The 26,284-nt window shown below is 73.2% G+C and carries 24 protein-coding genes and 1 pseudogene; 15 read left to right on the plus strand and 10 right to left on the minus strand.

Translation table 11 applies throughout. The features are described 5' to 3' along the window. Positions 1–27: 27 nt before the first annotated feature. The 4 genes from ACOOHC_RS15710 to ACOOHC_RS15725 form a co-directional block, all read right to left on the minus strand. Complete coding sequence (locus tag ACOOHC_RS15710) at positions 28–1,785, minus strand: N-acyl-D-amino-acid deacylase family protein (protein WP_420451339.1); 1,758 nt, start codon at positions 1,783–1,785, stop codon at positions 28–30. Between the two features lie 119 nt (positions 1,786–1,904). Further along, a complete protein-coding gene (locus tag ACOOHC_RS15715) occupies positions 1,905–3,209 on the minus strand; it encodes an MFS transporter (RefSeq protein WP_420451340.1) in 1,305 nt (434 codons plus the stop codon). A gap of 33 nt (positions 3,210–3,242) precedes the next feature. Next, complete coding sequence (locus tag ACOOHC_RS15720; protein ID WP_420451341.1) at positions 3,243–4,418, minus strand: M24 family metallopeptidase; 1,176 nt, start codon at positions 4,416–4,418, stop codon at positions 3,243–3,245. Next, positions 4,415–5,290: a HalD/BesD family halogenase gene (locus ACOOHC_RS15725; RefSeq protein ID WP_420451342.1), complete on the minus strand. Its 876-nt coding sequence runs from the start codon at positions 5,288–5,290 to the stop codon at positions 4,415–4,417. Before ACOOHC_RS15725 ends, ACOOHC_RS15720 begins: the two co-directional genes overlap by 4 nt. Before the next feature lie 133 nt (positions 5,291–5,423). Between ACOOHC_RS15725 and ACOOHC_RS15730 the strand changes: the two genes are divergently transcribed. Then, positions 5,424–6,326: a LysR family transcriptional regulator gene (locus ACOOHC_RS15730; RefSeq protein WP_420451343.1), complete on the plus strand. Its 903-nt coding sequence runs from the start codon at positions 5,424–5,426 to the stop codon at positions 6,324–6,326. Positions 6,327–6,416: 90 nt separating this feature from the next. After that, positions 6,417–7,127 (plus strand): DUF981 family protein, encoded by a 711-nt coding sequence (locus ACOOHC_RS15735; RefSeq protein ID WP_420451344.1) that lies wholly within the window; start codon positions 6,417–6,419, stop codon positions 7,125–7,127. A 36-nt stretch (positions 7,128–7,163) separates the two neighbouring features. On the opposite strand, the gene ACOOHC_RS15740 is transcribed toward ACOOHC_RS15735, so the two are convergent. After that, positions 7,164–7,910 (minus strand): SDR family NAD(P)-dependent oxidoreductase, encoded by a 747-nt coding sequence (locus ACOOHC_RS15740; RefSeq protein WP_420451345.1) that lies wholly within the window; start codon positions 7,908–7,910, stop codon positions 7,164–7,166. 71 nt (positions 7,911–7,981) lie between these two features. Here ACOOHC_RS15740 and ACOOHC_RS15745 point away from each other — a divergent pair, with 71 nt between their 5' ends. Beyond that, positions 7,982–9,001: a methyltransferase domain-containing protein gene (locus ACOOHC_RS15745; RefSeq protein WP_420451346.1), complete on the plus strand. Its 1,020-nt coding sequence runs from the start codon at positions 7,982–7,984 to the stop codon at positions 8,999–9,001. A gap of 70 nt (positions 9,002–9,071) precedes the next feature. Here the strand turns inward: ACOOHC_RS15745 and ACOOHC_RS15750 are convergent, their stop codons facing one another. Both ACOOHC_RS15750 and ACOOHC_RS15755 read right to left on the minus strand, forming a co-directional pair. Next, the gene (locus tag ACOOHC_RS15750; RefSeq protein WP_420451347.1) at positions 9,072–9,494 is read right to left on the minus strand and encodes a universal stress protein; all 423 of its coding nucleotides are present in this window, start codon (positions 9,492–9,494) and stop codon (positions 9,072–9,074) included. Beyond that, a complete protein-coding gene (locus tag ACOOHC_RS15755; protein ID WP_420451348.1) occupies positions 9,494–11,158 on the minus strand; it encodes an N-acyl-D-amino-acid deacylase family protein in 1,665 nt (554 codons plus the stop codon). Before ACOOHC_RS15755 ends, ACOOHC_RS15750 begins: the two co-directional genes overlap by 1 nt. Positions 11,159–11,429: 271 nt before the next feature. Between ACOOHC_RS15755 and ACOOHC_RS15760 the strand changes: the two genes are divergently transcribed. Further along, on the plus strand, positions 11,430–11,678 hold the full coding sequence (locus ACOOHC_RS15760; RefSeq protein WP_420451349.1) for a hypothetical protein: 249 nt from the start codon (positions 11,430–11,432) through the stop codon (positions 11,676–11,678). A 48-nt stretch (positions 11,679–11,726) separates the two neighbouring features. Here the strand turns inward: ACOOHC_RS15760 and ACOOHC_RS15765 are convergent, their stop codons facing one another. Next, positions 11,727–12,665, minus strand: coding sequence for an LLM class flavin-dependent oxidoreductase (locus ACOOHC_RS15765; protein WP_420451350.1), 939 nt, complete (start codon positions 12,663–12,665; stop codon positions 11,727–11,729). 117 nt (positions 12,666–12,782) lie between these two features. After that, positions 12,783–13,778, minus strand: a complete 996-nt coding sequence (locus ACOOHC_RS15770; protein WP_420451351.1) for an NAD(P)H-dependent glycerol-3-phosphate dehydrogenase — start codon at positions 13,776–13,778, stop codon at positions 12,783–12,785. A 177-nt stretch (positions 13,779–13,955) separates the two neighbouring features. Between ACOOHC_RS15770 and ACOOHC_RS15775 the strand changes: the two genes are divergently transcribed. After that, positions 13,956–15,131, plus strand: coding sequence for a Rieske 2Fe-2S domain-containing protein (locus ACOOHC_RS15775; protein WP_420451352.1), 1,176 nt, complete (start codon positions 13,956–13,958; stop codon positions 15,129–15,131). A 5-nt stretch (positions 15,132–15,136) separates the two neighbouring features. After that, complete coding sequence (locus ACOOHC_RS15780; protein ID WP_420451353.1) at positions 15,137–16,060, plus strand: isopenicillin N synthase family dioxygenase; 924 nt, start codon at positions 15,137–15,139, stop codon at positions 16,058–16,060. Between the two features lie 35 nt (positions 16,061–16,095). Here ACOOHC_RS15780 and ACOOHC_RS15785 read toward each other — a convergent pair whose 3' ends face one another. Next, positions 16,096–17,118: a Rieske 2Fe-2S domain-containing protein gene (locus ACOOHC_RS15785; RefSeq protein WP_420451354.1), complete on the minus strand. Its 1,023-nt coding sequence runs from the start codon at positions 17,116–17,118 to the stop codon at positions 16,096–16,098. 203 nt (positions 17,119–17,321) lie between these two features. Here ACOOHC_RS15785 and ACOOHC_RS15790 point away from each other — a divergent pair, with 203 nt between their 5' ends. The 9 genes and pseudogenes from ACOOHC_RS15790 to ACOOHC_RS15830 all read left to right on the plus strand — a co-directional run bounded on the left by ACOOHC_RS15790 (position 17,322) and on the right by ACOOHC_RS15830 (position 26,230). Continuing rightward, on the plus strand, positions 17,322–18,383 hold the full coding sequence (locus tag ACOOHC_RS15790; protein ID WP_420451355.1) for a Rieske 2Fe-2S domain-containing protein: 1,062 nt from the start codon (positions 17,322–17,324) through the stop codon (positions 18,381–18,383). 112 nt (positions 18,384–18,495) lie between these two features. Further along, on the plus strand, positions 18,496–19,710 hold the full coding sequence (locus ACOOHC_RS15795; protein ID WP_420451356.1) for an ABC transporter substrate-binding protein: 1,215 nt from the start codon (positions 18,496–18,498) through the stop codon (positions 19,708–19,710). After that, positions 19,710–20,627, plus strand: coding sequence for an ABC transporter ATP-binding protein (locus ACOOHC_RS15800; protein ID WP_420451357.1), 918 nt, complete (start codon positions 19,710–19,712; stop codon positions 20,625–20,627). Before ACOOHC_RS15795 ends, ACOOHC_RS15800 begins: the two co-directional genes overlap by 1 nt. 2 nt (positions 20,628–20,629) lie before the next feature. Continuing rightward, entirely contained in the window at positions 20,630–21,490 is an 861-nt protein-coding gene (locus ACOOHC_RS15805; protein ID WP_420451358.1) for an ABC transporter permease, read from the plus strand. Next, positions 21,487–22,380 carry an ABC transporter permease gene (locus tag ACOOHC_RS15810; protein ID WP_420451359.1) on the plus strand — a complete coding sequence of 298 codons (894 nt, stop codon included), beginning with the start codon at positions 21,487–21,489 and terminating at the stop codon, positions 22,378–22,380. The genes ACOOHC_RS15805 and ACOOHC_RS15810 overlap by 4 nt, the downstream gene beginning before the upstream one ends. 94 nt (positions 22,381–22,474) lie before the next feature. After that, the gene (locus ACOOHC_RS15815) at positions 22,475–22,606 is read left to right on the plus strand and encodes a hypothetical protein (RefSeq protein ID WP_420451360.1); all 132 of its coding nucleotides are present in this window, start codon (positions 22,475–22,477) and stop codon (positions 22,604–22,606) included. Positions 22,607–22,824: 218 nt separating this feature from the next. Then, positions 22,825–23,745: pseudogene (gene add, locus ACOOHC_RS15820) on the plus strand (adenosine deaminase). Then, a complete protein-coding gene (locus ACOOHC_RS15825; protein ID WP_420451361.1) occupies positions 23,742–24,749 on the plus strand; it encodes a nucleoside hydrolase in 1,008 nt (335 codons plus the stop codon). The pseudogene add and the gene ACOOHC_RS15825 overlap by 4 nt, the downstream one beginning before the upstream one ends. A 203-nt stretch (positions 24,750–24,952) precedes the next feature. After that, on the plus strand, positions 24,953–26,230 hold the full coding sequence (locus ACOOHC_RS15830) for an MFS transporter (RefSeq protein ID WP_420451362.1): 1,278 nt from the start codon (positions 24,953–24,955) through the stop codon (positions 26,228–26,230). Positions 26,231–26,284 lie beyond the last annotated feature (54 nt).

A 26,284-nucleotide genomic window follows, 5' to 3' on the forward strand; every position in this document is an offset into this window, starting at 1 on the left:
GGGTCGACACCGTGGCAGCCGGGTCGGTCAGGCCTCGACCGCCACCGGGGCGGAGCGGGTGCCGCGCTGGAGCCGACCGGGGCGGTCGCCGGTGAGCTCGCCGTCCTCCACGGTGACCCGTCCGCGCTTGATCGTCGCGACGTAGCCGTCGGCGGTCTGCATGAGGCGCGTCCCGCCGGCGGGCAGATCGGCGACGAGGTGGGGCGGGTGCAGCGCCAGGCGCTCGTGGTCGATCACGTTGAGGTCGGCGAGGTAGCCGGGAGCGATGACCCCGCGGTCGAGCCAGCCGACGTGGGCGGCGGTGCGCTGGGTCTGCTGGTGGACGACGAACTCGAGGTCGATCAGCTCGCCGCGTCGGCGGTCACGGGTCCAGTGCGTGATCGCGGTGGTCGGGAACGTCCCGTCGGAGATCACGTTGCAGTGCGCCCCCGCGTCGGACAACCCGAACATCGAGTGGTCGGACAGGATCATCTCGCGCACGTCGTCGAGGTCGCCGTGGGCGTAGTTCATCAGCGGCATGTACAGCAGCTGCGCTCCGTCGTCGGCGAGCATCAGGTCGTACATCTTCTGCACCGGCTCGACGCCCTCGGCGGCCGCCAGCCCGGCGACGCTGTCCTCGGGGGTCGGCTCGTAGTCCGGCGGGTCGGTGAGCGGGTACATGCGGTCGAAGCCCGCGTGGATGAGCGCCGGGAAGTCGCTCACCCGGGCCTCGGCGTGCTCGGCGACGATGTCGGCGCGCACCTGCGGATCCGCGAGGTGGGCGACCCGCTCGGCGACCGGGAGGTCGTGGAGGCGGGCGTAGGTCGGGCAGCGACGCAGCGGGTTGGCGGTCGCCGACAACCCGAGCAGCACCCCGATCGGGCGGACCGCGACCTGGGCGCGCACGTCGGCCCCGTCGGCCGACCAGCCCTCGATGCGCTCGACCAGCTCACGCCAGCGCGTCGGGGTCTCGTCGTTCTGCTGGACCGTGAAGCTCATCGGTCGACCGACCTCGGTGACGATCCGGCCGAGGAGGTCGAGCTCGTTCTCGACGAGCTCGTCGTCTCCCGACTGGTACACGTCGGAGATCAGCTGGATCACACCCGTCCCGGCGCGGCCCAGCGCCTGGGCGACGCCGACCACCTCGTCGGCGGTGGCCCGCAGGGTGCCGATCGACTCCCCCGACGAGGTCCGGTGCGCCCACGTGCGCGAGGTCGTGAACCCGAGCGCGCCGTTGCGGATCGCGGACTCGGTCATGTCGCGCATCGCCGCGATCTCGTCGTCGGTGGCGGTCGAGGTGTGATCCGCACCCCGCTCGCCCATGACGTAGGTGCGCAGCGCGGCGTGGGGCACCTGGGTTCCGACGTCGAGCGTCCACTCCATGGAGTCGAGGACGTCGAGGTACTCGTCGAAGCTCTCCCACCCCCACGTCATCCCCTCGGCCAGAGCGGAGCCGGGGATGTCCTCGACCCCCTCGAGCAGGCGGATCAGCCAGTCGTGGCGGTCGGGGCGGGCCGGCGCGAAGCCCACCCCGCAGTTGCCCATCACGATCGAGGTGACGCCGTTGACCGACGACGGAGCGAGGTCGGGGTCCCAGGTGACCTGGCCGTCGTAGTGGGTGTGGATGTCGACCCAGCCGGGGGTGACGACGAGCCCGGTCGCGTCGATCTCGCGCGCCGCGGGTTCGTGGGCGGAGACGGCGCCGACGGCGACGATGCGGTCCCCCTCGATCGCGACGTCGGCGGTCCGGCGCGGCGCACCGGTCCCGTCGACGACGACGCCGTTGCGGATGATCAGATCGGACATGAGGTCCTCCTTCGACGTCTCCACGGTACCCGGCGTCGCGTCCGCGCCTGCGACCGGCGGACGGGACCGGGGCGCCGGGGCCGCGCCCGTCGGAGGGTCGGGGCGGGCGGAGCGTCGGCTCAGAGGAGCGCCGGGGCGGTCGCGACGCGGCTGGCACGGATCCTCGTGCGCAGGAGGACCGCGAGCATCGAGCCGACGAGCAGCGTCGCGGCGCCGAGCAGCCACAGCAGGCGGTAGCCCCCGTCGTCGATCACGACACCGCCGACGGCCGGCCCCAGGGCGGCGCCGGCGAACACGCCGACCTGGCTGATGCCGGTGGCCGCCGCGGGCGCCGACGGGTTGTTGCGGATGACGGAGAGGTTGAACAGCCCGGGCCACGCCCAGCCGAACGCGAAGGCCGGGATCGGCGCGAGCACGTAGGTGATCGGAGCGTCGATCGCCATCACCAGCACCCCGAGCCCGCCGAGCCCGAACAACCAGACGAGGCGCTGGATCGGGAGGATGCCGTGGTGGTCGACCTGCCACCCCTGGAACATCCGACTGGCGACCCCCAGCAGCGACCCGAGGCTGAGCACGAGCCCGGCTGCGCCCGGCCCGAGCCCCGATGCCTCGGCGGCGCTGGTGATGAACCCGACCATCGCGCCGGCGTTCGCGGAACCGAGCAGTCCGACCACGGCGTACAGCACCAGCAACCCGGTCCCGAGATCGGGGCGGGCGGCGCGCCGCGATCGTCCCGCTCGGCCCGCGGCGGCCGTCGACCCGGCGGTGGCGGCGCCACGACCGGGCTCGGCGCGCTCCGGGCCTCCCCCGACGAGCTCCGCCTGCGCCTCACGCCGCCGCGGGGGCGCCACGTCGGCGGGGAGCAGCACCCCGGCGAGGACGGCGAGCACCGCTCCGACGACGAAGGCCCACTCCCACCCGAGGGTGAGCGCGATCGCCGGGACGGCGACACCGCCGAGCAGCGCGGCTGCGGGCATCCCGGACTGCTTCGTGGCGAGCGCGAACCCCATCCGGGCATCGCCGACGTGGGTCGCCAGCAGCAGGTTGGCGGACGGCTGGTTGAGCGCGTTCGCGCCGCCGGCGAGTCCGAGCGCCGCCGCGAGCTGCCAGGCGTCGCGGGCGAACGCGGCGACGAGCGCCATCGACAGCGTCGAGACCGCCAGGCCGCCCCGGAACGCCCGGCGCGGGCCGAGCCGCTGCGCGACGCGCCCCATCGGTGCCGACAGCACGGCCGCCACGGCGAACGAGGTGCCCATCGCCAACCCGATGTCGGTCGCCGAGAGGCCGACCTCGTCGCGCAGCTGGACGCCCAGCGCCCCGGTGAGGAACGCCGGCAGCGCGCTGCACATCGTCGCGAGCGCGACGACCGTCCAGGCCCGCCGCTCCAGCGCGCGCCGGGGCGGGGCGGCGGCGTCGACGGTCATGCACGGGCGACGGTACCGACCGTCGCGACGCGCTCAGGGGACGAGGGCGAGCGGCGAGGTCGAGAGGGGCTCGGGACCGTCCGCGGTGATCAGCACCTGCTCCTCGAGCTTCACCGCCTCGGATCCGCCGGGAGGTGCGGCGAGAGCCTCGACGCACAGCACCATCCCCACCTCGATCTCCCCGTCGTAGCCCGCCGCCTCGACGTGGTCGCGGTTGACGATCAGGGGGTACTCGTTGCACAGCCCGATGCCGTGGGCCACCGCTGCGTTCGTCACCGAGTGGACGCCCTCGGGGGGGACGTGGGCGCGCCGGGAGATCTCCAGGAACGACGCACCGGGGCGCAGCAGCTCGGTGTTGCGCACGAGCTGCTCGGCCGCCTCCTCCCACAGCCGGCGCTGGTCGTCGGTGGGGGCCGCGCCATCGGAGATCCAGGTGCGCGAGACGTCCACCGAGTACCCGCCGACCCCGATCAGGTCGGTGTCGAAGGCGACGAGCTCGCCGGCTCCGATCACCTTCGACGAGCACTCCTGGTACCACGGGTTCGTCCGCCGCCCCGAGGTGAGCAGCCGCGTCTCGAGCCACTCGCCACCGGACGCGATGTTCGCGTGGTGCAGGTTCGCCCACAGCTCCTGCTCGGTCATCCCCGGCCGCATCGCGGCGTGCATCGCCGCGATGCCGGACTCGCACGCCTCGACCGCGCGCCGCACCACAGCGAGCTCGGCGTCGGTCTTGATCCTGCGGGCGCGGTTGGCGACGGCCTGGCCGTCGTGCACGCGGATGCCGCGCCCCTCGAGCTCGGCCGTGCCGATCGGATCGAGGCGGTCGACGGCGAGGTCGGTCCCGCCGCCGAGCAGGGCGACGATCTCGACCGCCCAGATCCGGGCCATCTCGTGGGTGCGGTGACCGCTCACGAAGTCGTACCAGCTGACGGCCGGACGGACCTCGGCGACGTTCGGGTGCCCGTCCGAGAGGTGCTCGCAGCCCTTGAACTCGAACAGCACCACGTCGCCGTCCGCGGGGACCAGGGCGTAGCGGCACGGGTTGCGCGACGCGTACACCTGCATGTTCGACGTCCCGGTCGCGTAGCGCACGTTGATCGGGTCGTACAGCAGGGCGGCGTCGCACCCGGCGTCGCCGATCGCGGCGCGCAGCCGCTCGAGGCGGGAACGGTCCAGCGCGGCGCTCGCCGCTGAGCCGGGGGTGCTCACAGGATGAGCCCGTCGCTCGACGCGAGGCGGCTGCGCTCGGCGACCAGGTGCGCCTCGGTCACTCGACCGTAGACCGAGCGCGTGCGGTCGACCGGGCCGATCACGCCGGGGTGCTCGGCGTAGGACAGCACGAGCACGTGGCGATCGACGCTGCCGGCGACCTCGGTCACCTGGTGCAGCGAGTAGCGACCGAGGAAGAGCTGGAGGTCGCCGGGAGAGGTGCTTACGGTGCGCTCACGCCGCGACGGGCGCCCGTCCAGGACGGCGGCGAGCCCGTCGAGGTTCTCGTCGCCCGGGGTGCGCAGGTCCTGGTGGTACTCGAACGCGCCCCCGGCCTCGGGTGCCTGGGTCATGATCGTGACCACGAACTCGTTGGTGTCGTAGTGCCACGGGTAGCACCCGCCGGGGGGCAGGATCGTCGCCACCAGCCCGGCCAGGGGATCCGCGTACTCGTAGGCGCGCTCGCTGCCGACGCACGCCGCGACGAAGGCCTTGAACGCGCTCGACACGTAGAGCCGGTGGGACGCGGCGAAGGGCGGGATCATGTCGCGGGTGACGTGACCGGCGTTCCACGACTGCTCGATCCGGCGGGGGTCGTCGGCGGGGAGGCCGCGCTCGAGCGACGTGCGCCGGTACACGCTCGCCCGCTGCACCCGGATCGGGACGTGGGTCGCGAGCGCAGCGATCTCCGCCGCCGTCGAGGCCAGCGCGTCGGGGCGCAGGAAGTCGCGCAGCGTGGCGCACCCCTCGGCGGCGAGCTGCGCGCGCATCTGGTCGACGAGGGCGATCCACGCCGCCGATCCCCGCTGGTGGAGCGGGAACCGGTCGAGGTCGACGATCCCCTCCAGGCACCCGTCCTCGGGGTCCGCCATCGCTGTCTGGTCGTGCACTCGTCCGTCCTCCTTCGTCGTCGGTCTCGGTGACCATCGAGCCAGATCGGCTTTCCTGCGTCCAATGGATCATCGGGCTCGTGTTCCATGAGCTGCGCTCATGTACGGTCAGAGCGTGCTGGAACTCGAGCTGCGGCACTACGAGACCGTCGTGGCGATCGTGGAGCTCGGCACGATGACCGCGGCGGCCCGCGAGCTGCACACCACCCAGTCGGCGTTGAGCCACCGCCTCGCCGAGTGCGAGCGGCGCCTCGGCACCCAGCTGTTCGACCGGGGCAGGAAGCGCCGCCTCACGCCGACGCGGGCCGGTCTGGCGGTGCACCAGACCGCCAGCCGCGCCATCGCCGAGCTCGAGCGCACCGAGCGCCTGCTGCGTTCCGAGCGCTCCGAGGTCGTCTCCGTCGTGCGGATCGGGGTCGGGAGCTACGACTGCTTCCACTGGTACCCCGAGTTCTTCCACACCGCGCGCCGGTTGCACCCCGACGTCGAGCTCGACCTCGCACCCGTCAGCGACTCCCCGGGGGGCGCGCTCGCGGACGGCGACGTCGACGTGGTCATCGCCCCCGGTGAGCCTCGGGGTCCGCTCGAGCTGCGTCCGCTGCTCACCGACGAGCTGGTGCTGGTCACGTCGCCCGACCACCCGCTCGCCGAGCTCGAGGTGGTCGAGGCCCACGACCTCGCGGACGAGGTCTACTTCACCTACAACACGAGCCCCACCCCCGGCTTCGAGTACGACCGGCTCTTCCGCGCCGCCGAGACCTACCCGCGCGTCGTGCGGGTGGTGCCCCAGACGAGCGCCATCGCCGAGCTGGTCGCGGCGGGTGCCGGCGTCGGGATCCTCAGCCGGTGGGCGCTCTCCCCGCTGATCGACGCCGGTCGCCTGCACGCCATCAGGTGCCGGCCGGGCGGGCTGCCGCTCGAGTGGAACGCCGTCACGCGCGCGAACGAGCCGGCCGAGTCGCCGGCGGCGCGGGTCCGCGACCTGCTCGCGCGTCGCCTCGGCCCCCTCCCCCGGTGAGGTGCCGCGCCCCGTCGGCGTTTCGGGCGCCGCGCGCGCGGGAACGGCGACGGCGCGCGGATGTCCGCGCACGGCTCCGGAGGAGGACCGATGACCGCACTCGTCGCCCAGCTCACGATCGACTGGGAGAACCTGCCGACCTACAACACGATCATGGCCGTGGCCGCCGGCGCCGGGCTGTACCTCGTGGCTCGTCTCGGGCGCGAGCTGCTGTCCGACCCGCGGGAGGTGTCGGTCGACGGGTACTCGGTCGCGTTCGGGATCCTCGCCTTCACCCTGATCACCACCGGCCTCCACATGACCCTCACCTGGCCGCTGGCGCCGGCCTACCCCTTCGACAACATCGTGTTCGGCGAGGCGTCGCTCGGCTTCGGCGTGCTGCTCGCCGGGGCGTCGTTCTTCGGGTGGCGTCGCGGGGCGGAGGTGATGGCGCTCCCCGATCCGGTCGGCGCGCTCGAGCGGATCGCCCGGCCCACCTCGATCTTCGTCGCCGGCATGGGCCTCGGGATGATCGGCATCGCCGCCGCCGGGATGCGCTACCAGCTCTTCGTCGCGCCCCCCGTCGAGCCGATCGCGGGGTGGTGGTTCTCACGGTGGCCCTGGGTGGAGGCGACGTTCATCTCGGGGCTCTACCTCGTCGTCGGCGTCGGAGCGGTCGCGCTGACCGTCGGCCTGCACCGCCGCGGTCCCTGGTACCGGATCGCCGGGCTGTGCTTCTGGGCGACCGGGGTCACCTTCCTGGTCTTCGGAGCGATCAACTACTTCAGCCACATCGGGTTGATCGTCGAGACGATGGGCTGAACGTCGAGGCGCCGCCCCGAGGCGCGGTCCGTGCGATCAGATCTGGAGGCCGGTGGTGGCTCCGCCGTCGACCATCACGTTCGCTCCGGTCGTGAAGCTCGATCGCGGGCTCGCCACGAACGCAACCGTCGCGGCGATCTCCTCGGGCGTCCCGAGGCGGCGGAACGGGTTGTCGCGCACGATCGCGTGCCACAGCTTCCCGTCCTCCTCGCGCACCCGGTCCCACGTCCCACCCGGGAAGATCACGTCACCCGGCGACACGACGTTGGCGCGGATGCCGCGCCGGGCCACCTCGCGCGACAGCGACTTGACCATGCTCACGGTGGCGGCCTTGACCGCCGCGTAGGCGGCGATGCGCGGAGCGGCGGTGTTGGCGGCGCGCGACCCGATGCACACGATGTTCGCGTCGACGTCGTCCTCCATCCGCTCGAGCGCGGCCCGGATCAGCTCGTCGGTGCGGACGAGGTCGACGTTGGCGCACGCCTCCCAGTCGGGACCGGCCATCGCGGAGACGTTCGACACCAGCACGTCGAGGCCGCCCATCGCGTCGGCCGCCCACTCGACGAGCGCGCTCGGCTCGCCCTCGATCGCCATGTCGCAGGTTCGGTGGTGGACCTCCCCGCGCTCGGCGAGGTCGGACGCCGCCGCCTCCAGGTCCTGCGCGCCGCGAGCGCAGATCGCGACGACCGCGCCCTCGTCGCGGAACGTGCGCGCGATCGCCCGCCCGATCCCCTTGCTGGCGTCGGTGACCAGCACCCGACGACCGGACAGTCCGAGATCCATCGGTCCAACGTAGGCCGACGGCGACGCCGGAGCCGGACCCGGGCGACCGGGGCGCGCCGTAGCCTCGCCGGATGGTCGATCGGGTGCGCCGCGGGGCTCGTCGTGCGGTTCGGGCCGCGGTCGGGTTCGCCGCCGAGCGGATCGCGTCGAGCGCGGCGCTGATGGGGGTGGTCGACGACCTGATGAACGAGACGAACTTCACCGGCCTCGCCGAGCACGAGGAGATGCTCGCCGACGCGGTGCGCGTCGACGCCTACCACCGCGGGATCCGGCGCAACGTGCACCCCGGTGACGTCGTGGTCGACCTCGGGACCGGGACCGGGCTGCTCGCGCTCCTCGCCAGCCGCGCGGGTGCGCGGCGGGTCATCGCCGTCGAGCACTCCGAGGTGATCGAGCTGGCGCGCGAGATCGCCGAGCACAACGGGTTCGGTGACGTCGAGTTCGTGCGCGCCAGCAGCCGCGATCTCGCACCGGGCGAACCGGTCGACGTCATCGTCCACGAGCAGATGGGCGACGAGCTGTTCAACGAGAACCTGGTGCGCAACGTGCTCGACCTGCGCGACCGGGTGCTGCGACCGGGTGGGCGGATCCTTCCGGGGCGGTTCCGGCTGTTCGTCGAACCGGTGACGATGCACCCCGAGATGCGCGTCCGACGCTTCTGGAACATCGACCTCCCCGAGGGCATCGACCTCGCCGTCACGCGGGGTTCCCTCCACGCCGCCCGGCTCGAGACCGGGCGCAACGAGCACTTCTGGGCACGCCCCGGCTCCGTCGCCGCGACGATCGGGACGCCCGAGCCGATCCTCGAGCTCGATCTGCTCACGCTCGGGTCGATCGACGAGCTCGAGACCCGCCACGAGCTCGTGCGCGTCGCGACGCGGGACGCGATCGTCGACGGGTGCTGCATCTGGTTCGAGGCCGACTTCGACGCCGAGACGACCCTGTCGACCTCGCCGCTCGCCCCGCTGACGAGCTGGGGCAACCGCGTCGTCCGCTTCGATCGCGAGGTCACGGCCGGGACCGAGCTGCGCCTCGCCGTGGACCTCGGTCGACTCGTCGACGCCTCGACGTGGACCGTCGAGCTCACCTGACCCTCGACGGCGGGGCCGCACCCGACCCCGACCGGCGCCGGTCGCGCCGACGGCCCCCGGGGGCACGGCGTCAGTCGTCGTCGACGGTGTGCGCGACCAGGACGTCGCACGGTGCCTGGCGCAGCACGTCGGACGCGATCGCCCCGAGGACGCGCGACACCCCCTGGACCCGGCGGTTGCCGACGACGATCATCGACGCGCCCACGCGCTCGGCCTCCTCGCAGAGCGAGTCGGCCGGGTCCGTGCCGCCGACCGTCGAGCGGGCGTCGGGCGCCCCGATGTCGGACTTGATCGAGTCGATCGTCCGCTCCGCCTGCTCGGTCCGGTCGATCACGAACTCGTCGCCGCCGCGCCGCACCACCTGCGACGAGCTGTCCTTGACCGACATCACCAGGTGCAGCGGCTCGTCGAGCGCCCGGGCGATCTCGACCGCGCGCACCGCGGCTCGGCGTGCCGTCGCGCTCTCGTCGACACCGACCACGATCCCGCCCATCAGGACCGCCCGCCGGAGCGCAGCACCTCACCCGGACGGGCGCCGGTGTGCTCGTCGTGGTCGACGATGACCTCGCCGTTGCACACCGTGGCGACGTAGCCGGTCGCCGTCTGGACCAGCCGACCGCCGCCGTCGGGGAAGTCGTGGACGTAGGACGGCACCGACTCGGCGAGCCGGTCGAGATCGATCACGTTCACGTCGGCCCGCTTGCCGGGGGCGAGCACGCCGCGGTCGTCGAGCCCGACGATGCGCGCCGGTGCCGAGGTCATGCGGCGGACCGCCTCGGCGACCGACATCGCCCCGCGCTCGCGTGCCCAGTGGCGCAGCGTGAAGGTCGTCCACCCCGCGTCCATCACCTGACCCACGTGGGCGCCGGCGTCGCCGAGCCCGGGCAGCACGTGATCGGAGGTGATCAGCTCCTCGATCGCCTCGAGGCTGCGGTTGAAGTAGCGCACCGTGAACAGAGCGGTTCCGTCGGTCTCGCGCTCGATCCGCAGGAACGTCTCGATCGGGTGCTCGCCCGCGGCGTCGGCCATCGCCTGCAGGCTCTCGTCGGGGCCGTCCGCGTAGCGCGGCACGCCGTCGCCGAGCGGGAACACCTGCGACATCGGGGTGTTCCAGCCCTTCTTGTCGGCGTGGTCGACCAGTTCGGCCACGAAGGCCGGGTCGTGGATCGCGGCGAGGCGCTCCTCGAAGCCCATCGTGCTCAGGGTCTTCCACGGCCCGCCGCGGAAGTAGAACTCGTTCACGAGGCCCATGACCAGTCCCGACGGGCGCGGGATGCACAGGGCGGTCACGTCGAGGCCCTCGTCGTTGAGCGAGTCGACGACCTCGGCCATCTTGCGACCCGAGGCCGGGTCCTCGCTGACGCCGGTGCTGAACAGGACGCGGCCGCCGGCGGCCTGGGCCTGCTTGCGGATCAGGTCGATCTCGCCGGAGAAGTCGCCGCCGAGGTTCGGGACGTTCTGGGTCAGCCCGTCCGAGCCGAGCGCCTCCGCGACCGCGACCATCTCCTCGTGGGGCGCCTCGGTCCCGGGCACGTAGCGGCCGTCGGGCAGGAGGTGCAGCAGGATCCGCGACGTCGAGAACCCGACGGCGCCCTCGTCGACGGCCTGCGCGACGAGCTCGGCGATGCGGGCGAGCTCGTCGGGGGTCGCCACCCCGCCGACGGCGCGCTCGCCCATCACGTAGGGGCGCACGGCGCAGTGGCCGACGAGTCCCGCGACGTTGATCGCCGGATCGAGGTCGTCGAGCGCGTCGAGGTACTCGCCGTAGCTCTCCCACGTCCACGGCAACCCTCCGAGGATCGCCTGGGCGGGGATGTCCTCGACGCTCTCCATCATGCGGGCGAGCATCTCGCGGTCGTCGGGCTTGCACGGGGCGAACGTGACCCCGCAGTTGCCGAGCAGCGCGGTGGTCACGCCGTGGTTGCTCGACGGGGTGAGCAGCGGGTCCCACCCGATCTGCGCGTCGAGGTGGCTGTGGATGTCGACGAACCCGGGCGTCACCACCATCCCGCGGGCGTCGATCTCGCGCTCTCCGGTCTCCTCGACCGCGCCGATCGCGGTGATCGTGCCACCGCTGATCGCGATGTCGGTCGTGACGGGGTCGGCTCCGGTTCCGTCGTGGACGGTGCCGTTGCGGATGACGAGGTCGTGGCTCATGGGTGCCTCCGGTGGTGAGGTCGGTGCCGGCGGCCACGGTGTCGGCTGCCGGTCCCGTTCGTGGCGGTTCGTCGGCCGCACGAGGGGGTGCGCCTCACGGTAGGTCGCCCGGCGCCTGCGGCCGGAGGCGGACGGTCGCGCCCGGCGCACGTCACACCTCCGAGCGCGCACGCGCGCGGATCGGCGGCATGGGACGGCGACGGGCTGGGTAGTGCTCGGGGGCGCCACGGCACCCGCCGGGCGCACCCCCGAGACGAGGAACGAGCGCACGATGAGCCAGGAGAAGCAGGGCGAGGACTCCACCACGACCGAGTGGTTCGGACAGAGCGTCGAATCCGACACCGAGCTGGCCGAGGAGGTCGCCGAGAAGCACGACGACCCCGCCGAGGCCGAGGCGGAGTACGACCGGCGCTCGAAGGGCGAGGACGTCGAGGCGTCCCGCCGGGGCGACTCGATCGATCCCGAGCTGGGCGAGGGCGCGTACCACGACGACGCCCCGAAGCACGCGGCCGACAGCTGACGTGGCGAGCCGGCGGCCGCGACCCGGCCGCCGGCTCCCGGTCGTCGGTCAGGTCAGCAGCTCCCTGACCTCGGCGATGGTCTCGAACTCGGTGACCGGGTCGGGCCCGCAGGGCGTCAGATCCAGCGTCGACGCCCCCGCCTCCACGTAGGGCGCGAGGAACTCCGCGATCGCCGCGGCGTCGCCGACCGGGGTGTACCGCTCGAACACCTCGAAGTCGAGCCGGTAGAAGCGCCGCATCCGCTCCGAGACGTGGGCGCGCGCCTCGTCGGCGTCACGACCGACGCCGACCCACAGCTGCATCCCGTGGCGCCAGCCGCCCGCCGGCGTGCGGCCGGCCCCCAGCTCCCCCACCGTGGAGCAGCCCTGGGCGAAGCGACGCGCCGAGCACCACGTGGCGAGCCACCCGTCGCCGAGTCGGCCGGCGCGCTCCAGCGCGGCGTCCGAGCGACCGCCGACCACGAACGGGATCGCGGGGTCGGGGACGGGGTGGATCCGCCCGTCGCGCAGCTCGCCGAAGTGCTCGTCGCCGTCCACGGTCTCGCCCGCGAGCAGGGCGCGCACCAGGCGCAGCGACTCGTCGGTGCGGCGACCCCGGGTCGACGGGTCGACGCCGCACACCTCGAACTCGTGGCGGTCCTCCCCACCGACGCCGACCCCGATGGTGACGCGGCCCGGGGCTCCCTCGGCGAGCGTGGCGATCTGGCGTGCGGCGACCATCGGGTGGCGCAGCGCGAGGAGGTACACGCCGAGGTGCAGGTCGAGGCGCGGCTCGATGCCGCCGAGGGCGGCCAGTCGGACCGGACCGTCGATCCCGCTCCCTCCGTGAAAGCTGACGTGGTCGGCGGTGAACACCGCGTCGATCCCGGCGTCCGCGATCGCCCCGAGGCGGGCCCGGCGAGCGGGGGCGTCGAGGTCGAACAGGTCCCACGGGGTGCTGATCCCGACCTGCAGCGGTCGAGCGGTGGTCGCGGCGTCGTTCCTCATCGCGCCAGTCTCGCTCCCGCGAGGCCGACGCCCGCCGCCGCGGGGCGAACGTCGCGAGGTGCTCGGCGCGCCGGGCCGGCTCGTCGGTGACGTGGCCCGTCGGCGGACCGGCGACCGTCAGCCGGGCTCGGCCTCGTGCCCGGCCTGGTGGCTGAGCAGCCCGCGGTACGCGTCGAAGACCGTCGTGTCCTCGGTGACCACCCCGTGGACGGATTCGCAGATCGGCAGCTCGAGGCCGTGTCGCTCGGCGAGCTCGTGGGTGGTCCGGGCGGTCTTCACCCCCTCGGCGACCATGTCCATCTCGTCGAGCACCTCGCCCAGGGTCCGGCCGAGCCCGAGCTGCTCGCCGACGTAGCGGTTGCGGCTCTGGGGGCTCATGCAGGTGGCGACCAGGTCGCCGAGCCCGGCGAGCCCCGACAGCGTCGCGGGCTCGCCTCCCATCGCCTCCCCCAGGCGGCTCAGCTCCGCGAGCCCGCGGGTGATGACGGCGGAGCGGGTGTTGTCGCCGGTCGTCAGGCCCTCGGCCATCCCGGCTGCGATCGCGATCACGTTCTTGAGCGCGCCACCCATCTCGCAGCCGATCACGTCGTGGTTCGTGTACACCCGGAACAGACCGCCCTGGACGACGCGCTGCAGGGCGGCCGCCACCTCGAGGTCCTCGGTGGCGATCACGCTGGCGGCCGCCTGCCCGGCCATGATCTCCTTGGCCAGGTTCGGCCCGCTGAGCGCGGCGGCGGGGTGGCCCGGCAGGACGTCCTTGACGACCTCGGTCATCCGCATCGCGGTGCCCTGCTCCAGGCCCTTGGTGAGGCTCACGACCGGGATCCACGGGTGGACGTGCGAGCGCGCCGCCTCGAGGGTGCTGCGGAACGCGTGGGAGGGGACGCCGACGATCAGCACCTGGGCTCGACCGACGGCCTCCTCCAGGTCGGCGGTGGCGTGGAGGTCGTGCGGCAGCTGGAAGCCGGGCAGGTACTTGTCGTTGCGGTGCTCGGTGCGGATCTGCTCGGCGCACGCCTCGTCGCGCGCCCACAGCGTCACGTCGTTGCGCGCCGACACGATCGACGCCACCGTCGTCCCCCACGACCCCCCACCCAGCACCGTCACGTTCACGTCGACCCCCGTTCTCGGACCGGCCGACCCGACGACCGCGCCCCGCCCGACCCTACGCGCGACCCCGCTCCCGACCCGGTACGCGCCGTGGGAGGCGAGCGGGCGGCGCTGCGGGTCCGAACGGACCGATCACGCGCACGAAACACGCTCGTCACGCGCGCGCCCGAGACTCGGCCCATGGCCGTCCCGCTCCCCCAGGGTCGCACGACCGACCCCGCCGCGCCCACCGACCCCCAGGACGTCCTGCTCGGCGTCCTCGCCCGCGCCTGGCACCCCGTGTGCGCCACCGACGACCTCGCCCCCGGCGCCGTCCGGGCGGTGCGGCTGCTCGAGCGCGACCTCGTCGTCGCCCGTCTCGCGGACGGCTCCGCGGTCGCCCTCGCCGATCGCTGCCCGCACCGCTCGACGAAGCTGTCGACCGGGTCCGTCGACGGCTGCGCCCTGCGCTGCGCGTACCACGGCTGGGCCTGGGACGCCGACGGCCGCTGCACCGACATCCCGTCGCTCCCCGACGGCCCGATCCCGGCCAAGGCCGTCGTCGACGCCCACGACGTGGAGGAGCGCCACGGCCTCGTCTGGGTCCGCCTCGCGGGAGCGGGCGACGAGGCGACGGGGTGGGGGATCCCGCCGAGCACGGCCAGCGACGAGACGTCGATGCGCACCCTCGTCGGCGAGCCGTACACGTGGCCGGTCTCCGCGCTCAGGCGGGTCGAGAACTTCATGGACCTCGCCCACTTCGCCTTCGTCCACGACGGATCGCTCGGGCGGCGCGACGCCCCGGTGCCGCCGCTGCCGACCATCGAACGGGTGGGCACCGAGCTGCGCTTCACCTACGAACCCCCCGAGTTCGCCGCCGACGGCGCGGCGATGTACGGGACGTCGCACTACCGGGTCGCGATGCCCTGCACGGTGCAGATCGACTTCCGCCTCGAGACGGGTGCCCGACGCATCCTGTGGATGACCGCGAGCCCGATCGATCGCACGACCTGTCGCACCTTCTGGTCGATGTCGCGCGACGACGAGCTCCACGACGACGACCCCGGCGCCCGCGCCGAGGTCGATGCGCGCCACGTCGAGTTCCAGCAGCAGGTGCTCGACGAGGACGCGCCGGTGGTCGGCGCCCAGGTCCCCGGCGAGTTCCCCCTCGACCCCGCGACGGAGCTCTCGGTGTCGACCGATCTCGTGTCGAACGTGTACCGGCGCTGGGTCCGCGAGCTCGTGCGCGAGGAGGCGGCGAGGCGAACCGGACCCGCGGCCGACGCCGCAGCGGTGGCGGCGGTCGCGCTCGACCGGCGACGCGTCGACCCCGTGCCCACCCGGGCGACGGCCCCGGCGATGAGCGGCGGGCGGTGAGCGCGGTGAGCTCCGTCCCCGTCATCGACGTCGGCGGTCTCCGCTCGGACGACCTCGAGCGACGCCGCACGGTGGCGCGCGAGATCGGCGAGGCGTGCGAGACGATCGGGTTCCTGTGCGTCACCGGTCACGGGATCGCCACCGACGTCGTCGACGGCGTCTTCACCCAGATGCGCCGCGCGTTCGCGCTCCCGATGGAGGACAAGCTGGCGCAGGCGATGGACGACGACCACGTCAACCGCGGCTACGACCCCCCGGGCCGCCAGCGGCTCGACGCCGACTCCTCGGCCGACATCAAGGAGGCGTGGAGCCTGAGCCCCGAGCACCTCGTCGGGTCGGGGCCGATGTCGGGGGAGAACCGGTGGCCCGACCTCGACGGGTTCCGCGCGCCGGTCGAGCGCTACCACGTCGCCGCGATGGGGTTGTGCGAGCAGCTGATGGGGGCGATGGCGCTCTCGCTCGACCTCGACGAGGACCACTTCGCGCCGTTCCACCGCGCGCCCACCTGCACGCTGCGACTGCTGCGCTACCCGCCGCGCCCCGCCGACGCCGGCGAGTCCGACTTCGGCGCCGGGGCGCACACCGACTGGGGCGCCGTGACGGTCCTCGCCCAGGACGGTGTCGGCAGCCTCGAGGTGCGCGACAAGGCCGGGCGCTGGGTCGAGGTGCCGCCCGTGCCCGGTGCGTTCGTGATCAACGTCGGCGACCTGATGCAGCGGTGGACGAACGACCGCTACGTGTCGACGATGCACCGCGTCCTCGGGGTGCCCGACCGTGAGCGCTTCTCGGTCGCGTGCTTCTTCGACCTCGACCACGACGCCCTGATCGAGTGCCTCCCGACCTGCACCACCACCGACGACCCCGCGCGCCACCCCCCGATCACCGCGGGGGACCACCTCGAGCAGATGTACCTCGCCAGCGTCTCGTGACCCGTCGCGCCGGCGGGTGAGCGGACCCGATCGGATCAGCGCCCCGGCTGCTCGCCGAGCATCGACCTCCACCGTCGGCGGTAGGCGGTCGCGAAGGTGTCGAACCCGAGCGCCACCTCGTCCACCCCGGACCCGTCGACGCCGATCCTCACCGGGCGCACGGTCTCGAGCACCCGGCGGTCCTCCTCGTTGACCTCGGCCTGGAAGTCGCTCCACGCGCCCACGTCGCCGTCGAGGTCGAAGTCGCGGGCGTTCTGCTGGAACACCATCGACGCCGGCGGGTCCGTCGAGGTGGGGTCGAGGGTGGACGTCGGCGTCACCGCGAACTGGATCCACTCGACTCGGTCGGGGGCGTAGGTGATCACCAGCTCGGAGGCGAAGGGCATCACGTGGGTGTACCGGTACCCCACCTCGGCGCTGACCTCCGGGGAGTCGAGGGTGACGCGGTCGAGCTGGTGCATCCGCACGCCGTGCTCGATGCGGCCGTCGACCGAGCGCAGATCGATCGGCGGCACGACCGTGTCGTCGGCGCTCGCGAAGGTGGCGGCGTGCACCGTGGCGAAGTGCGCGAGGTCGTTGAAGTTCTCGGTGATCCTCGACGCCTGCACCGCCCACGGGTGCGGTCCGAGCTGGAACCGTGCCCGTCCGTCGACGTCGAACTCGGACCAGTCCGGGATCGTGCCGACCGGGTCTCGGTCGAGGCTCGCCCACACGATCCCGTGACGGGCGCGGACCGGGAGCGCCCGCAGCGAGAGCCGGTCGGGGAGGCGCGCGCCGGGGCGGGCCGGCAGGTGCACGGCGGAGCCGTCGGACGCGAAGTGGACGGCGTGGTACGGGCACACCAGGCACGCCGTCGCGTCCGGTGCGTCGACGACGTCACCGCCCGACAGCGACGCTCCGCGGTGCGGGCAGCGGTCCGGGGCGGCGAGCAGCTCGCCGCCCACGCGGGCGATGACGAGATCCTCGCCGAGCACCCGGGCGTGCAGCGGTCCGCCGTCCAACGCCGACTCGAAGGCGACCGCCCACCAGCTCCGCCGTGCGACCTCGTCGACCGTCACGTCGGGCGCGGCTCCACCTCGGGCACGGCGGCAACGAGCTCGGCGGTGGGCACGGGGCGAACGTAGGAACCCCGCGTGTCGGGGCGGTTTCGCACCGATGAACTCCGTGGCCGCTCGCAGCCCGTCGCCGTCGGCGCTCGAACGGCACGCGACGGACCACGACCGGAAACACCCACGCAACGGCGTGGTGCTTCGATCGGGGGGTGGAACGCCACGTGCTGACCAACACCAGCGCCGTGCTCCGTCGCGCCTGGCACTGCGTCGCCGAGAGCGAGGAGGTGACCGAGGAGCCGTCGCGGGTGTGGCTGCTCGACGAGCCCTGGGTGGTCCTGCGCGTCGACGGGGCCGTGCGCGCGTTCGTCGACCGGTGCCCGCACCGCTCGGCGCCGCTCTCGATCGGCAGCGTCGTCGACGGCGAGCTCCGCTGCGCCTACCACGGGTGGCGCTACGACGCATCGGGAACCTGCACCGCGATCCCGGCGCTCGGCGACGACGCACGCATCCCGGGGCGCGCCTGCCTGGTGCGACCCCACGCCGTGACCGAGCGGTTCGGCCTGGTGTTCCTGGCCCCCGACGAGCCGCGCTGCGCGCTCCCCCGCGCCGACCTCCTCGGCGACGAGACCTTCGCCGTCGCCCGGTGCCGTTCGGTGCGCACCCACGTCGGCGCGGCCCAGCTCGTCGACAACTTCATGGACGGCGCCCACTTCCCCTACGTCCACGCCGCCTCGTTCGGGGTGCGGGACGCGACCGCCGTCGACAGCGGCGAGGTCGTCGAGGACGGCTGGACGGTGAGCTCCACCTTCCGCGCTCCCTACCGCAACCACGACGATCCCGCCGTCGAGGAGGGAACCCACCCCCTCGTGCAACCGCACACGGTGCGCAAGGTGGGTCGAGCCGACCTGATCTGCGAGCTCGAGCTCTCGTTCGAGCTCACCGGCGGGTCGTTCCGGATCCTCTACGCCGTGACCCCCGAGCGGGCCGGGACGACGCGGATCCACAAGGTGATCGCGCGCGACGACCTGCACCACTCGCCCGGGCGCATCGAGCGCGTGGCCGCCGACGAGGACATCGTGCTCGGAGAGGACCTGCGCATCCTCGAGCGCTTCGACGACGCGTCGCTCGACGTGTCGAACCGGACCGAGATCAGCACCCGCGCGGACCGGCTGTCGGTGGCGTGGCGACGGCTGCTCGTCCGGGCGACGGCCGACGACGAGGCCGCTCGGAGCGGGTCCGGAGGCGCGAACCCCGGCCCGAAGCTCTCCTGAAACGGACACACAACCGGAGCGTCCCACGCCGTTCACATCGCGGAAACGCAGCCTCCCTACCGTGCGTCGTCGCAGGCGACATCGCTGCTCACGCCACGGGGAGGACCACCGCATGACCGACATCACCGATCCGAACGACTGGGGCCGACGGAGGTTCCTCCGGACCGGGCTCGGCGGTGCCGCGCTGCTGGGCATCGGCCCCGCCGTGCTCGCCGCCTGCGGCAGCGACGGCGAGAGCGGGAGCGAGTCCTCGCCGACCACCCCCGGGACCACGGGATCCACCGAGGCCGGGAGCGAGACGAGCGCCGCCGCCGGCACCGCGGGAGCGGACGCCGAGTTCGGCGACGTGTCCATCCAGCTGTCCTGGTTCAAGAACGCGGAGTTCGCCGGCGACTACATCGCCGAGCAGCAGGGGTACTTCGCCGAGCAGGGGTTCGCCAGCAGCGACCTCGTGGTCGGCGGACCCGACGTCGACACCCTGGCGCTGATCCTGTCCGACCGGGCGCTGATCACCTACACCGGCTCCGAGATCGTCGCCGGTGCCATCCTGAACAACGACGCCCCGATCAAGATCATCGGCTGCAACTACCAGACCAACCCGTTCTGCATCCTGTCGCTCGCCGACGGGAACCCGATCCGCTCGGCCGAGGACATGCGCGGCAAGACCGTCGGCGTCCAGGCCGCGAACGACGCGGTGTGGCAGGCGCTGCTCGAGATCACCGGCATCGAGGAGGGCACCGGAGGCGACCAGGTCAATCGGGTCCCGGCGGGCTTCGACCCGTCACCGCTCGACACCGGCGAGATGGACGGCTTCTTCTCGTTCGCGACCAACGAGCCGTGGGTCCAGCTCGCCCGGGGCGAGGAGCCCGTCGTGCTGCTCCTCGCCGACCTCGGGTTCAACCTGTACCAGCAGCTCTACGTCGTCACCGACGACGCGCTGGAGAACCGGCGCGACGAGGTCGTCGCCGCGATGGCAGCGATCACCAAGGGGTGGCAGCACGCCATCTCCGACATCGACCTCGGGATCGAGTACACGCTCGAGATCTACGGCGCCGACCTCGACCTCATCCCCGAGAGCCAGGAGAACGAGTCGAAGCTGCAGGCCCAGTTCATCGAGGGCGGCTCCGAGTTCGAGACCGAGGGCATCTTCCACATGAGCGAGGAGGACATCGAGACGAACCTCGAGACCCTCGAGCTGCTCGGCCTCGCCATCGACCGCAGCTACTACACGAACGAGATCATGGACGAGGTCTACGCGGACGGGATCGTCCTGTACGAGGGCTACGAGCCCGGGGTCTCCGAGACGTACGAGCTGCCCTCGTTCTGATGGCGACCCGAACCGGCTCGACGACCACCACCGCCACGACCGCCGCGTCGGGCTCGTCGGACGTGGACCCCGCACCCGGCCCGACGCCCGGGGCGTCGGTCGTTCCCCGATCGGTCGACGACGGCGCAGCCGCCGGGTCGGGGATCTCGATCTCGGGGCTGTCGAAGACGTTCCGCCTCGGCCGTGGCTCGGTGGAGGCGATCGAGTCGGTCGACCTCGACGCCCCGGAGGGGTGCTTCGTCGCCCTGCTGGGCCCGTCGGGGTGCGGCAAGTCGACGGTGCTGCGGATCCTCGCCGACCTCGAGACCCCGACGAGCGGGCGCGCACTCGTCAACGGCGAACCGCCCCACGTGGCGCGCCGTGCCCACCACCTCGGGATCGCCTTCCAGGACGCGGCGCTGCTGCCGTGGCGCAGCGTGGAGGCGAACATCCGCCTCGCGCTCGAGGTCACCGGGGTCGAGGTCGGCGACGGCGCGATCGCGGACATGATCCGACTCGTCGGCCTCGAGGGGTTCGAGAGGGCCCGCCCCGCCCAGCTCTCGGGAGGGATGCGCCAGCGCTGCGCGATCGCCCGTGCCCTGATCACCGATCCGACGGTGCTGCTCCTCGACGAGCCGTTCGGGGCGCTCGACGAGATGACCCGTCGGAGGATGAACCTCGAGCTGCAGCGCATCTGGATGCAGCGCGTCACGACGACGCTGCTCGTCACCCACTCGATCGACGAGGCCGTGCTGCTCGCCGACGTCGTCGCGATCATGTCGCCGCGCCCGAGCCGGATCGCGGCCGTCGTGGCGATCGACCTCCCCCGACCGCGGACCCACGACCTGCAGCGATCACCGGAGTTCCGCGACCTCGTCGACGGGATCACCGACCTGCTGTTCGGCACGTTCGACGACGACGAGCTGACGGGGGGCTGACCGTGTCGCTCACCGACGCGCCCCACGACACCTCCCCCGACGCGTCGCCCGGGGCCGAACCGGTGGCGACGGGGGTCGGCGGCCCGACCGTGGCCCCCGGGCCGCGCCGGCGCCGGGTCCCGTGGTCGTCGGTCGGCCTCGTCGCGGCCGTGGTCGTGCTGTGGGAGCTGGTCGGCCGCTTCGCGTTCGACAGCGACGCCGTGATGCCACCGCCCTCGGACGTGGTCGTCGAGCTGCTCGGGCGATGGAGCACCTACACCACCCACATCACCTCGACCGCCTCGGCCGCGGCGTGGGGGTGGCTGTGGGGCAACGCGATCGCGGTGGGGATCGGGATCCTCGCGGTGGTCTTCCCGTTCCTCGAGAGCTGGGCGATGCGCATCGCCGTCGCCGTCACCTCGCTGCCGATCATCGCTCTCGGGCCCATCTTCCAGGTGACCCTCGACGGGAGCGGCCCGAAGATCGCGCTCGCCGCTCTGTCGGTCGTCCTCACCACCCTCGTGGGCACGATCGTCGGGCTCACCTCGGCCGATCCGACCAGCCTCGACCTCGTGAGCGCCCTCGGCGGCGACCGGTGGGACCAGATGCGGCGGGTCCGGTTCCGGGCGGCGCTGCCCCCCTTCTTCACGGCGCTGCGGATCTCGGCCCCGGCGGCCGTGCTGGGAGCGATCATCGGCGAGTTCCTCGGCCGGGTCGAGACCGGGCTCGGCGTCGCGCTGGTGAACGCCCAGCGCAACGTCCAGACCGACCGGGTGTGGGCGATCGCGCTGCTCGCGACGGCGATGGCCGGGCTGGGGTACGCGGCGATCGCCTTCGTCGGCCGACGACTGACGCCGTGGGCGGGGAGCGGGGTCGGATCGTGACCGCGCTCGAGGATCGCCCGGTCGGCGAGCCGGTCGACGCGGCTGCGGTCGACGCCGCCGCGGCCGACGCCGATGCCGCCGCCTCGCCGTGGCGCACCGCGCTGCGCAGCGTCGCGACGACGGCGGTCACCTTCGTCGCGACCACCGTCCTGCTGCTCGCGCTGTGGGTGCTGTTCCTGCGCATCGTCGACGTGGGCAGCTACGTGGGCAAGAGCCCCGCCGACGTGTGGGGCTACCTGTTCGGCGACGAGCGCTCCCCCGGGCGTCGCTCCGAGATCTGGGAGCAGACGGCGGTGACCATCCAGCAGGCCTTCGTCGGCTACGTGGTCGGCACGGCGGTGGCCACGGCCGTCGCGATGCTGTTCGTGCTGTCGAGCGCCGTCGAGCGCGCGGTGATGCCGATCGCGCTCGCCCTGCGCTCGGTGCCGATCGTCGCGATGATCCCGTTCCTCGCGTACGTCTTCGGGCGCGACACGCGCGGTTCGATCGTGATCGTGTCGATCATCGTGTGGTTCCCGACGCTGGTGTTCATGACCTACGGGCTGCGCTCGCTCACCCCGCAGCAGCACGACCTGCTGACGGCGCTCGACGCCTCGACGTGGCAGTTCTTCCTCAAGGCCCGCTTCCCGTCCGCGCTGCCGTCGTTCTTCGCGGCGGCGAAGGTGACCGCGCCGCTCGCGATCCTGGGGGCGCTGATCAACGGGTGGCTCTCGACCGGTGACGGCCTGGGCGACTTCATGCTGCGCTCCACGACCTCGAGCGACTACAACGGGCTGTGGTCCGCGGTCGTGGTGGTCACGTTCCTCTCGATCGTGCTCGTGGCGGTGGTCGGCGCGGTCGAGGGGGTCGTGGTCGGGCGCTTCGGCGACGGGGGCGGCCGCCCGTCGTGAACGACGACGCGCTGCGCGCCCTGCCGAAGGCGGAGGTGCACGTCCACCTGGAGGGGTGCTTCGAGGTCGACACGCTGCCGACGACCCCGCCTTCGTGGGCACCGACCTCGTCGCCGAGTACCGCCGCTGCATCGACGCGTTCGGGTGGAGCGACGAGGTGGTCCGCTCCGTGGCGGCGGCGTCGCTCGACGCGTGCTTCCAGCTCTCCCCGGCGAGGGCGGCGTGACGCCGCTCCCGTCGACTCGAAGCACTCCGAGATCGGCCGGCACCTGCCGGCCGGCTGGCAACCCGAACCGGGGATCCGACATGACCGACGCACCGTCCACCCACGAGACCGGCACCGGCACCGGCACCGGGACCACCACCGGGCCCGCCGGGGCGGTGGAGGTCCGCGACCTCGCCGCGCTGCCCAAGGCGCACCTCCACCTCCACCTCGAGGCGGGGATGCGTCCCACCACCTTGGCCGAGCTCGCCGCGAAGTACGACCTCGACGTGCCGGTGATCGGGAACTACGGCTCCTTCACCGCGTTCAGCTCGACCTACGAGCTCGCGACCGAGGTGCTGCGGCAGCCGGAGGACTGGCAGCGCATCGCGGACTAGATGTGCGCCGACAACGCCGCCGACGGCGCCGTCTACGTCGAGTTGACGTTCTGGGCCGCGCACCACCGGAGCCGCTTCGAATCCGACGAGGCGTGCTGGTCGTTCGTCATCGAGACCTTCGACGCCGCGGCGGCCCGCCACGGCATCGCGGTCGGCTACATGCCGGCCGTCGACCGGGTGTACGACTCCCCCGCCGAGGCGATGCGCCTGGCGCGCATGGCGGTCGACATGAAGCCCGACGGGGCGGTGAGCTTCGGGTTGCACAACGACGAGGTCGGCCACCCCGGCGCCCCGTACGCCGACGCGTTCGCCTTCGTCAAGGAGCACGGTCTGCGGTCGACTCCCCACGCCGGCGAGCTCGAGGGACCGCACCACGTCGTCGAGGCGATCGAGGTGCTCGGTGCGGATCGGATCCTCCACGGCGTCCGATCGGTCGAGATGCCGGGGCTGGTCGAGCGGATCGCGGAGGCCGGCATCTGCCTCGACGTGTGCCCGACCTCGAACCTGCTGCTGAGCATCGTCCCGGACCTGGCGAGCCACCCGCTCCCGCAGCTGCTCGACGCCGGCGTGCGGTGCAGCATCAACGGCGACGACCCCCTCCTGTTCGGGCCGGGACTGCTCGACGAGTACGAGCTGTGCCGCGCCGAGCTCGGCTGCAGCGACGCCCAGATGGCGTCGATCGCGCGCTCGTCGATCGAGTGCGGAGGCGCCCCCGACGACGTTCGCACGGCCGCCGTCGCCGGCATCGACGCCTGGCTGGCGTGACCCGGCCCGGCACGGTCGGCCGGGGTCGGCGGCCCCTGCTGGTCGACACCGACGGCGGGATCGACGACGCGACCGCCCTGTGGTGGCTGCTCGACCGCGGCGACGTCGACGTGGTCGGGGTGACGATCGTGCACGGCAACGTCGCTCCCGACGTCGCGGCGGCGAACGTGGGCCGGGTGCTCGACGCCCACGGACGTGACGACGTCCGGGTCGCGATCGGGGCGGCGGTCCCGTACGGACCGGCCCCGCTGATGCGGCCGGCCGACTTCATCCACGGCACCGACGGCCTCGGCGAGACGTTCCGGCCGGAGCCGAGCGAGCGAGACCTCGGCGCGGACGCGAGCGCGCTGATCGGTCGCCTCGTCGACGACCACGGCGGGCGGCTCGAGATCCTGACGCTGGGCCCGCTGACCAACCTCGCCCACGCCCTCGACGACGTCGACGACCTGGCGGCGCGCGTCGCGTCGATCACGGTGATGGGCGGGGTGGTCGAGGCGTGCGGCAACGCGCAGCCCTTCTCCGAGGCCAACGTGGCCAACGACCCGAGCGCGGCGCAGCGCGTCGTGACCGGCGGGTGGACCGACGCCACCCTGGTCGGGCTCGACGTCACCCACCGGGCGACGTTCACCACCGAGCTGTTCGCGCTGGTCGACGGGCGTCGCACCGACGCCGGTGCGTTCCTGAGCGACCCGCTGCGCTTCTACCGCCGCTTCGGCGGCACCTTCTGCGCGGTCGAGGGGGAGTGCCCGTGCCACGACCTGCTCGCGGCGATGGTCGCGGTCGTCCCGGCGATGGTCGACGGCCCCGTGCTCCCGCTCGCCGTGCAGGACACGCCGGGCCCGGCGTGGGGATCGACGATCGCCGACCGTCGACAGCCGTTCTTCGAGCGCGCCGGCGAGGGCTCCGAGCAGAACCTCGCCGCTGGGTTCGCCCCGTGGCGGTGCGCGCTGTCGGTCGACGTCGAGGCGTTCCGCGACGAGCTCGTCGCGATGTTCGGCGGCTGAGGGGTGCGCGCGGCGATGCCGCCCACCGCGGCACCGGCGGTCGCGGTCCCACGTCACGCGGCGGGCGGGGCGCGCGGAGGCGGACGTAGCCTGCGCCCGATGCTCCCCCACCGCCCGGCGTGCGCGTGCTGACCGCGGACGAGGAGCGTCGCTCCGGGCCGGCGAGGCGGTCTCCCGGGACCCGCCCCTTCGATCCGCGTCGGGTGCCGTTCTACTACGGGTGGGTCGTGGTGGTCGCCGGGACGATCGGTGCGATCGCGTCCGTCCCGGGGCAGACGGCCGGGGTCAGCGTCTTCACCGACGACCTGATCGCGACGACCGGCCTGTCACGCCTGCAGCTCGCGATCGCCTACCTCGTCGGCACCGGGACGAGCGGGCTGCTGCTCGGCGCCGGGGGGCGGGCGATCGACCGGTGGGGATCGCGCGTCGTCGCGCTCGGCGCGACGATCGGCCTCGCGGCCACCCTCGTCGGGCTGAGCGTCGTCGGGCCGATGGGGACCGTCGTCGGGATCGGCGTGATGTCGATCGGGTTCGGGTGCCTGCGATTCAGCGGGCAGGGTCTGCTGACGCTGGCTTCGCGCACGATGATCGCCCAGTGGTTCGAGCGGCGGCGCGGGATGGTGACCGCGCTGTCGAGCGCGTTCGCCAGCTTCTCGTTCGCCGCGGCGCCCGCGCTGCTCCTCGCCCTGATCGACGTCGACGGGTACCGCACGGCGTGGCGGATCCTGGCGGTCGTGCTCGTCGTCGGCGTCGGCTCCGTCGTCGTCGCGCTCTACCGGGTGAGCCCCGAGGCGGCCGGCATCGAGATCGACGGCGGCACCCGCCGGCGCGGTCCGGGGGCGGCCTCGAGGGTCGGCGACGACGTCGCGCCGCTCGCTCCCGTCGTCGGCACCGACGACGACCCCGACCGGTCCGAGGCGCTGCGCGACGTGCGGTTCTGGGCGCTGACGATCCCGGTCGCGGCGCTCGCGTCGACCAGCACGGCGATCACGTTCCACATCGTCGACCTCGGCTCCGAGCTCGGGCTCACCGACGACGAGATCGTGCGGATCTTCGTCCCGATCGCGTTCGTCAGCGTTCCGGTCACGCTCACCACCGGGTGGTTGGTCGACCGGGTGAGCCCGCTGCGCGTCGCCGCCGCGATGGCGGTCGCCCAGCTCGCCATGTACCCGGCGGTCGGCGCGCTCGACACCGCGTGGGTCGCGGTCATCGCCGTGGTGACGTGGGGGGCCTCGCAGGGCTGCTTCTCGGCGCTCACCTCGGCCGCGATCCCCAAGGTGTTCGGACGCCGGCACCTCGGGGCGATCTCGGGAGCGCAGATGAGCGCGATGGTGATCGGGAGCGCGATCGGGCCGGCGTCGTTCGCGCTCGTGCGATCGCTCACCGACGGCTACCGGGCCGCGCTGTGGATCTCGATGATCCTCCCCGCCGTCGCTCTCGTCCTGGCGGTGGCAGGTCTCCGCCGCGATCGACTCGGATGACGCGCCGACGCGGTCGGCCCTCGACGGGACGCGCTCGTCGCGGCGCCGGCCCGA

This window comes from Ilumatobacter sp., assembly GCF_965215205.1.
GTDB lineage: Bacteria > Actinomycetota > Acidimicrobiia > Acidimicrobiales > Ilumatobacteraceae > Ilumatobacter_A.

Excerpts from the sequence above, each read along its gene's own strand:
- ACOOHC_RS15710 (WP_420451339.1), bottom strand. The coding sequence starts at position 1,785 with ATGTCCGATCTGATCATCCGCAACGGCGTCGTCGTCGACGGGACCGGT.
- ACOOHC_RS15715 (WP_420451340.1), bottom strand. The coding sequence starts at position 3,209 with ATGACCGTCGACGCCGCCGCCCCGCCCCGGCGCGCGCTGGAGCGGCGG.
- ACOOHC_RS15725 (WP_420451342.1), bottom strand. The coding sequence starts at position 5,290 with ATGGCGGACCCCGAGGACGGGTGCCTGGAGGGGATCGTCGACCTCGAC.
- ACOOHC_RS15735 (WP_420451344.1), top strand. The coding sequence starts at position 6,417 with ATGACCGCACTCGTCGCCCAGCTCACGATCGACTGGGAGAACCTGCCG.
- ACOOHC_RS15740 (WP_420451345.1), bottom strand. The coding sequence starts at position 7,910 with ATGGATCTCGGACTGTCCGGTCGTCGGGTGCTGGTCACCGACGCCAGC.
- ACOOHC_RS15745 (WP_420451346.1), top strand. The coding sequence starts at position 7,982 with ATGGTCGATCGGGTGCGCCGCGGGGCTCGTCGTGCGGTTCGGGCCGCG.
- ACOOHC_RS15750 (WP_420451347.1), bottom strand. The coding sequence starts at position 9,494 with ATGGGCGGGATCGTGGTCGGTGTCGACGAGAGCGCGACGGCACGCCGA.
- ACOOHC_RS15755 (WP_420451348.1), bottom strand. The coding sequence starts at position 11,158 with ATGAGCCACGACCTCGTCATCCGCAACGGCACCGTCCACGACGGAACC.
- ACOOHC_RS15760 (WP_420451349.1), top strand. The coding sequence starts at position 11,430 with ATGAGCCAGGAGAAGCAGGGCGAGGACTCCACCACGACCGAGTGGTTC.
- ACOOHC_RS15765 (WP_420451350.1), bottom strand. The coding sequence starts at position 12,665 with ATGAGGAACGACGCCGCGACCACCGCTCGACCGCTGCAGGTCGGGATC.
- ACOOHC_RS15775 (WP_420451352.1), top strand. The coding sequence starts at position 13,956 with ATGGCCGTCCCGCTCCCCCAGGGTCGCACGACCGACCCCGCCGCGCCC.
- ACOOHC_RS15795 (WP_420451356.1), top strand. The coding sequence starts at position 18,496 with ATGACCGACATCACCGATCCGAACGACTGGGGCCGACGGAGGTTCCTC.
- ACOOHC_RS15800 (WP_420451357.1), top strand. The coding sequence starts at position 19,710 with ATGGCGACCCGAACCGGCTCGACGACCACCACCGCCACGACCGCCGCG.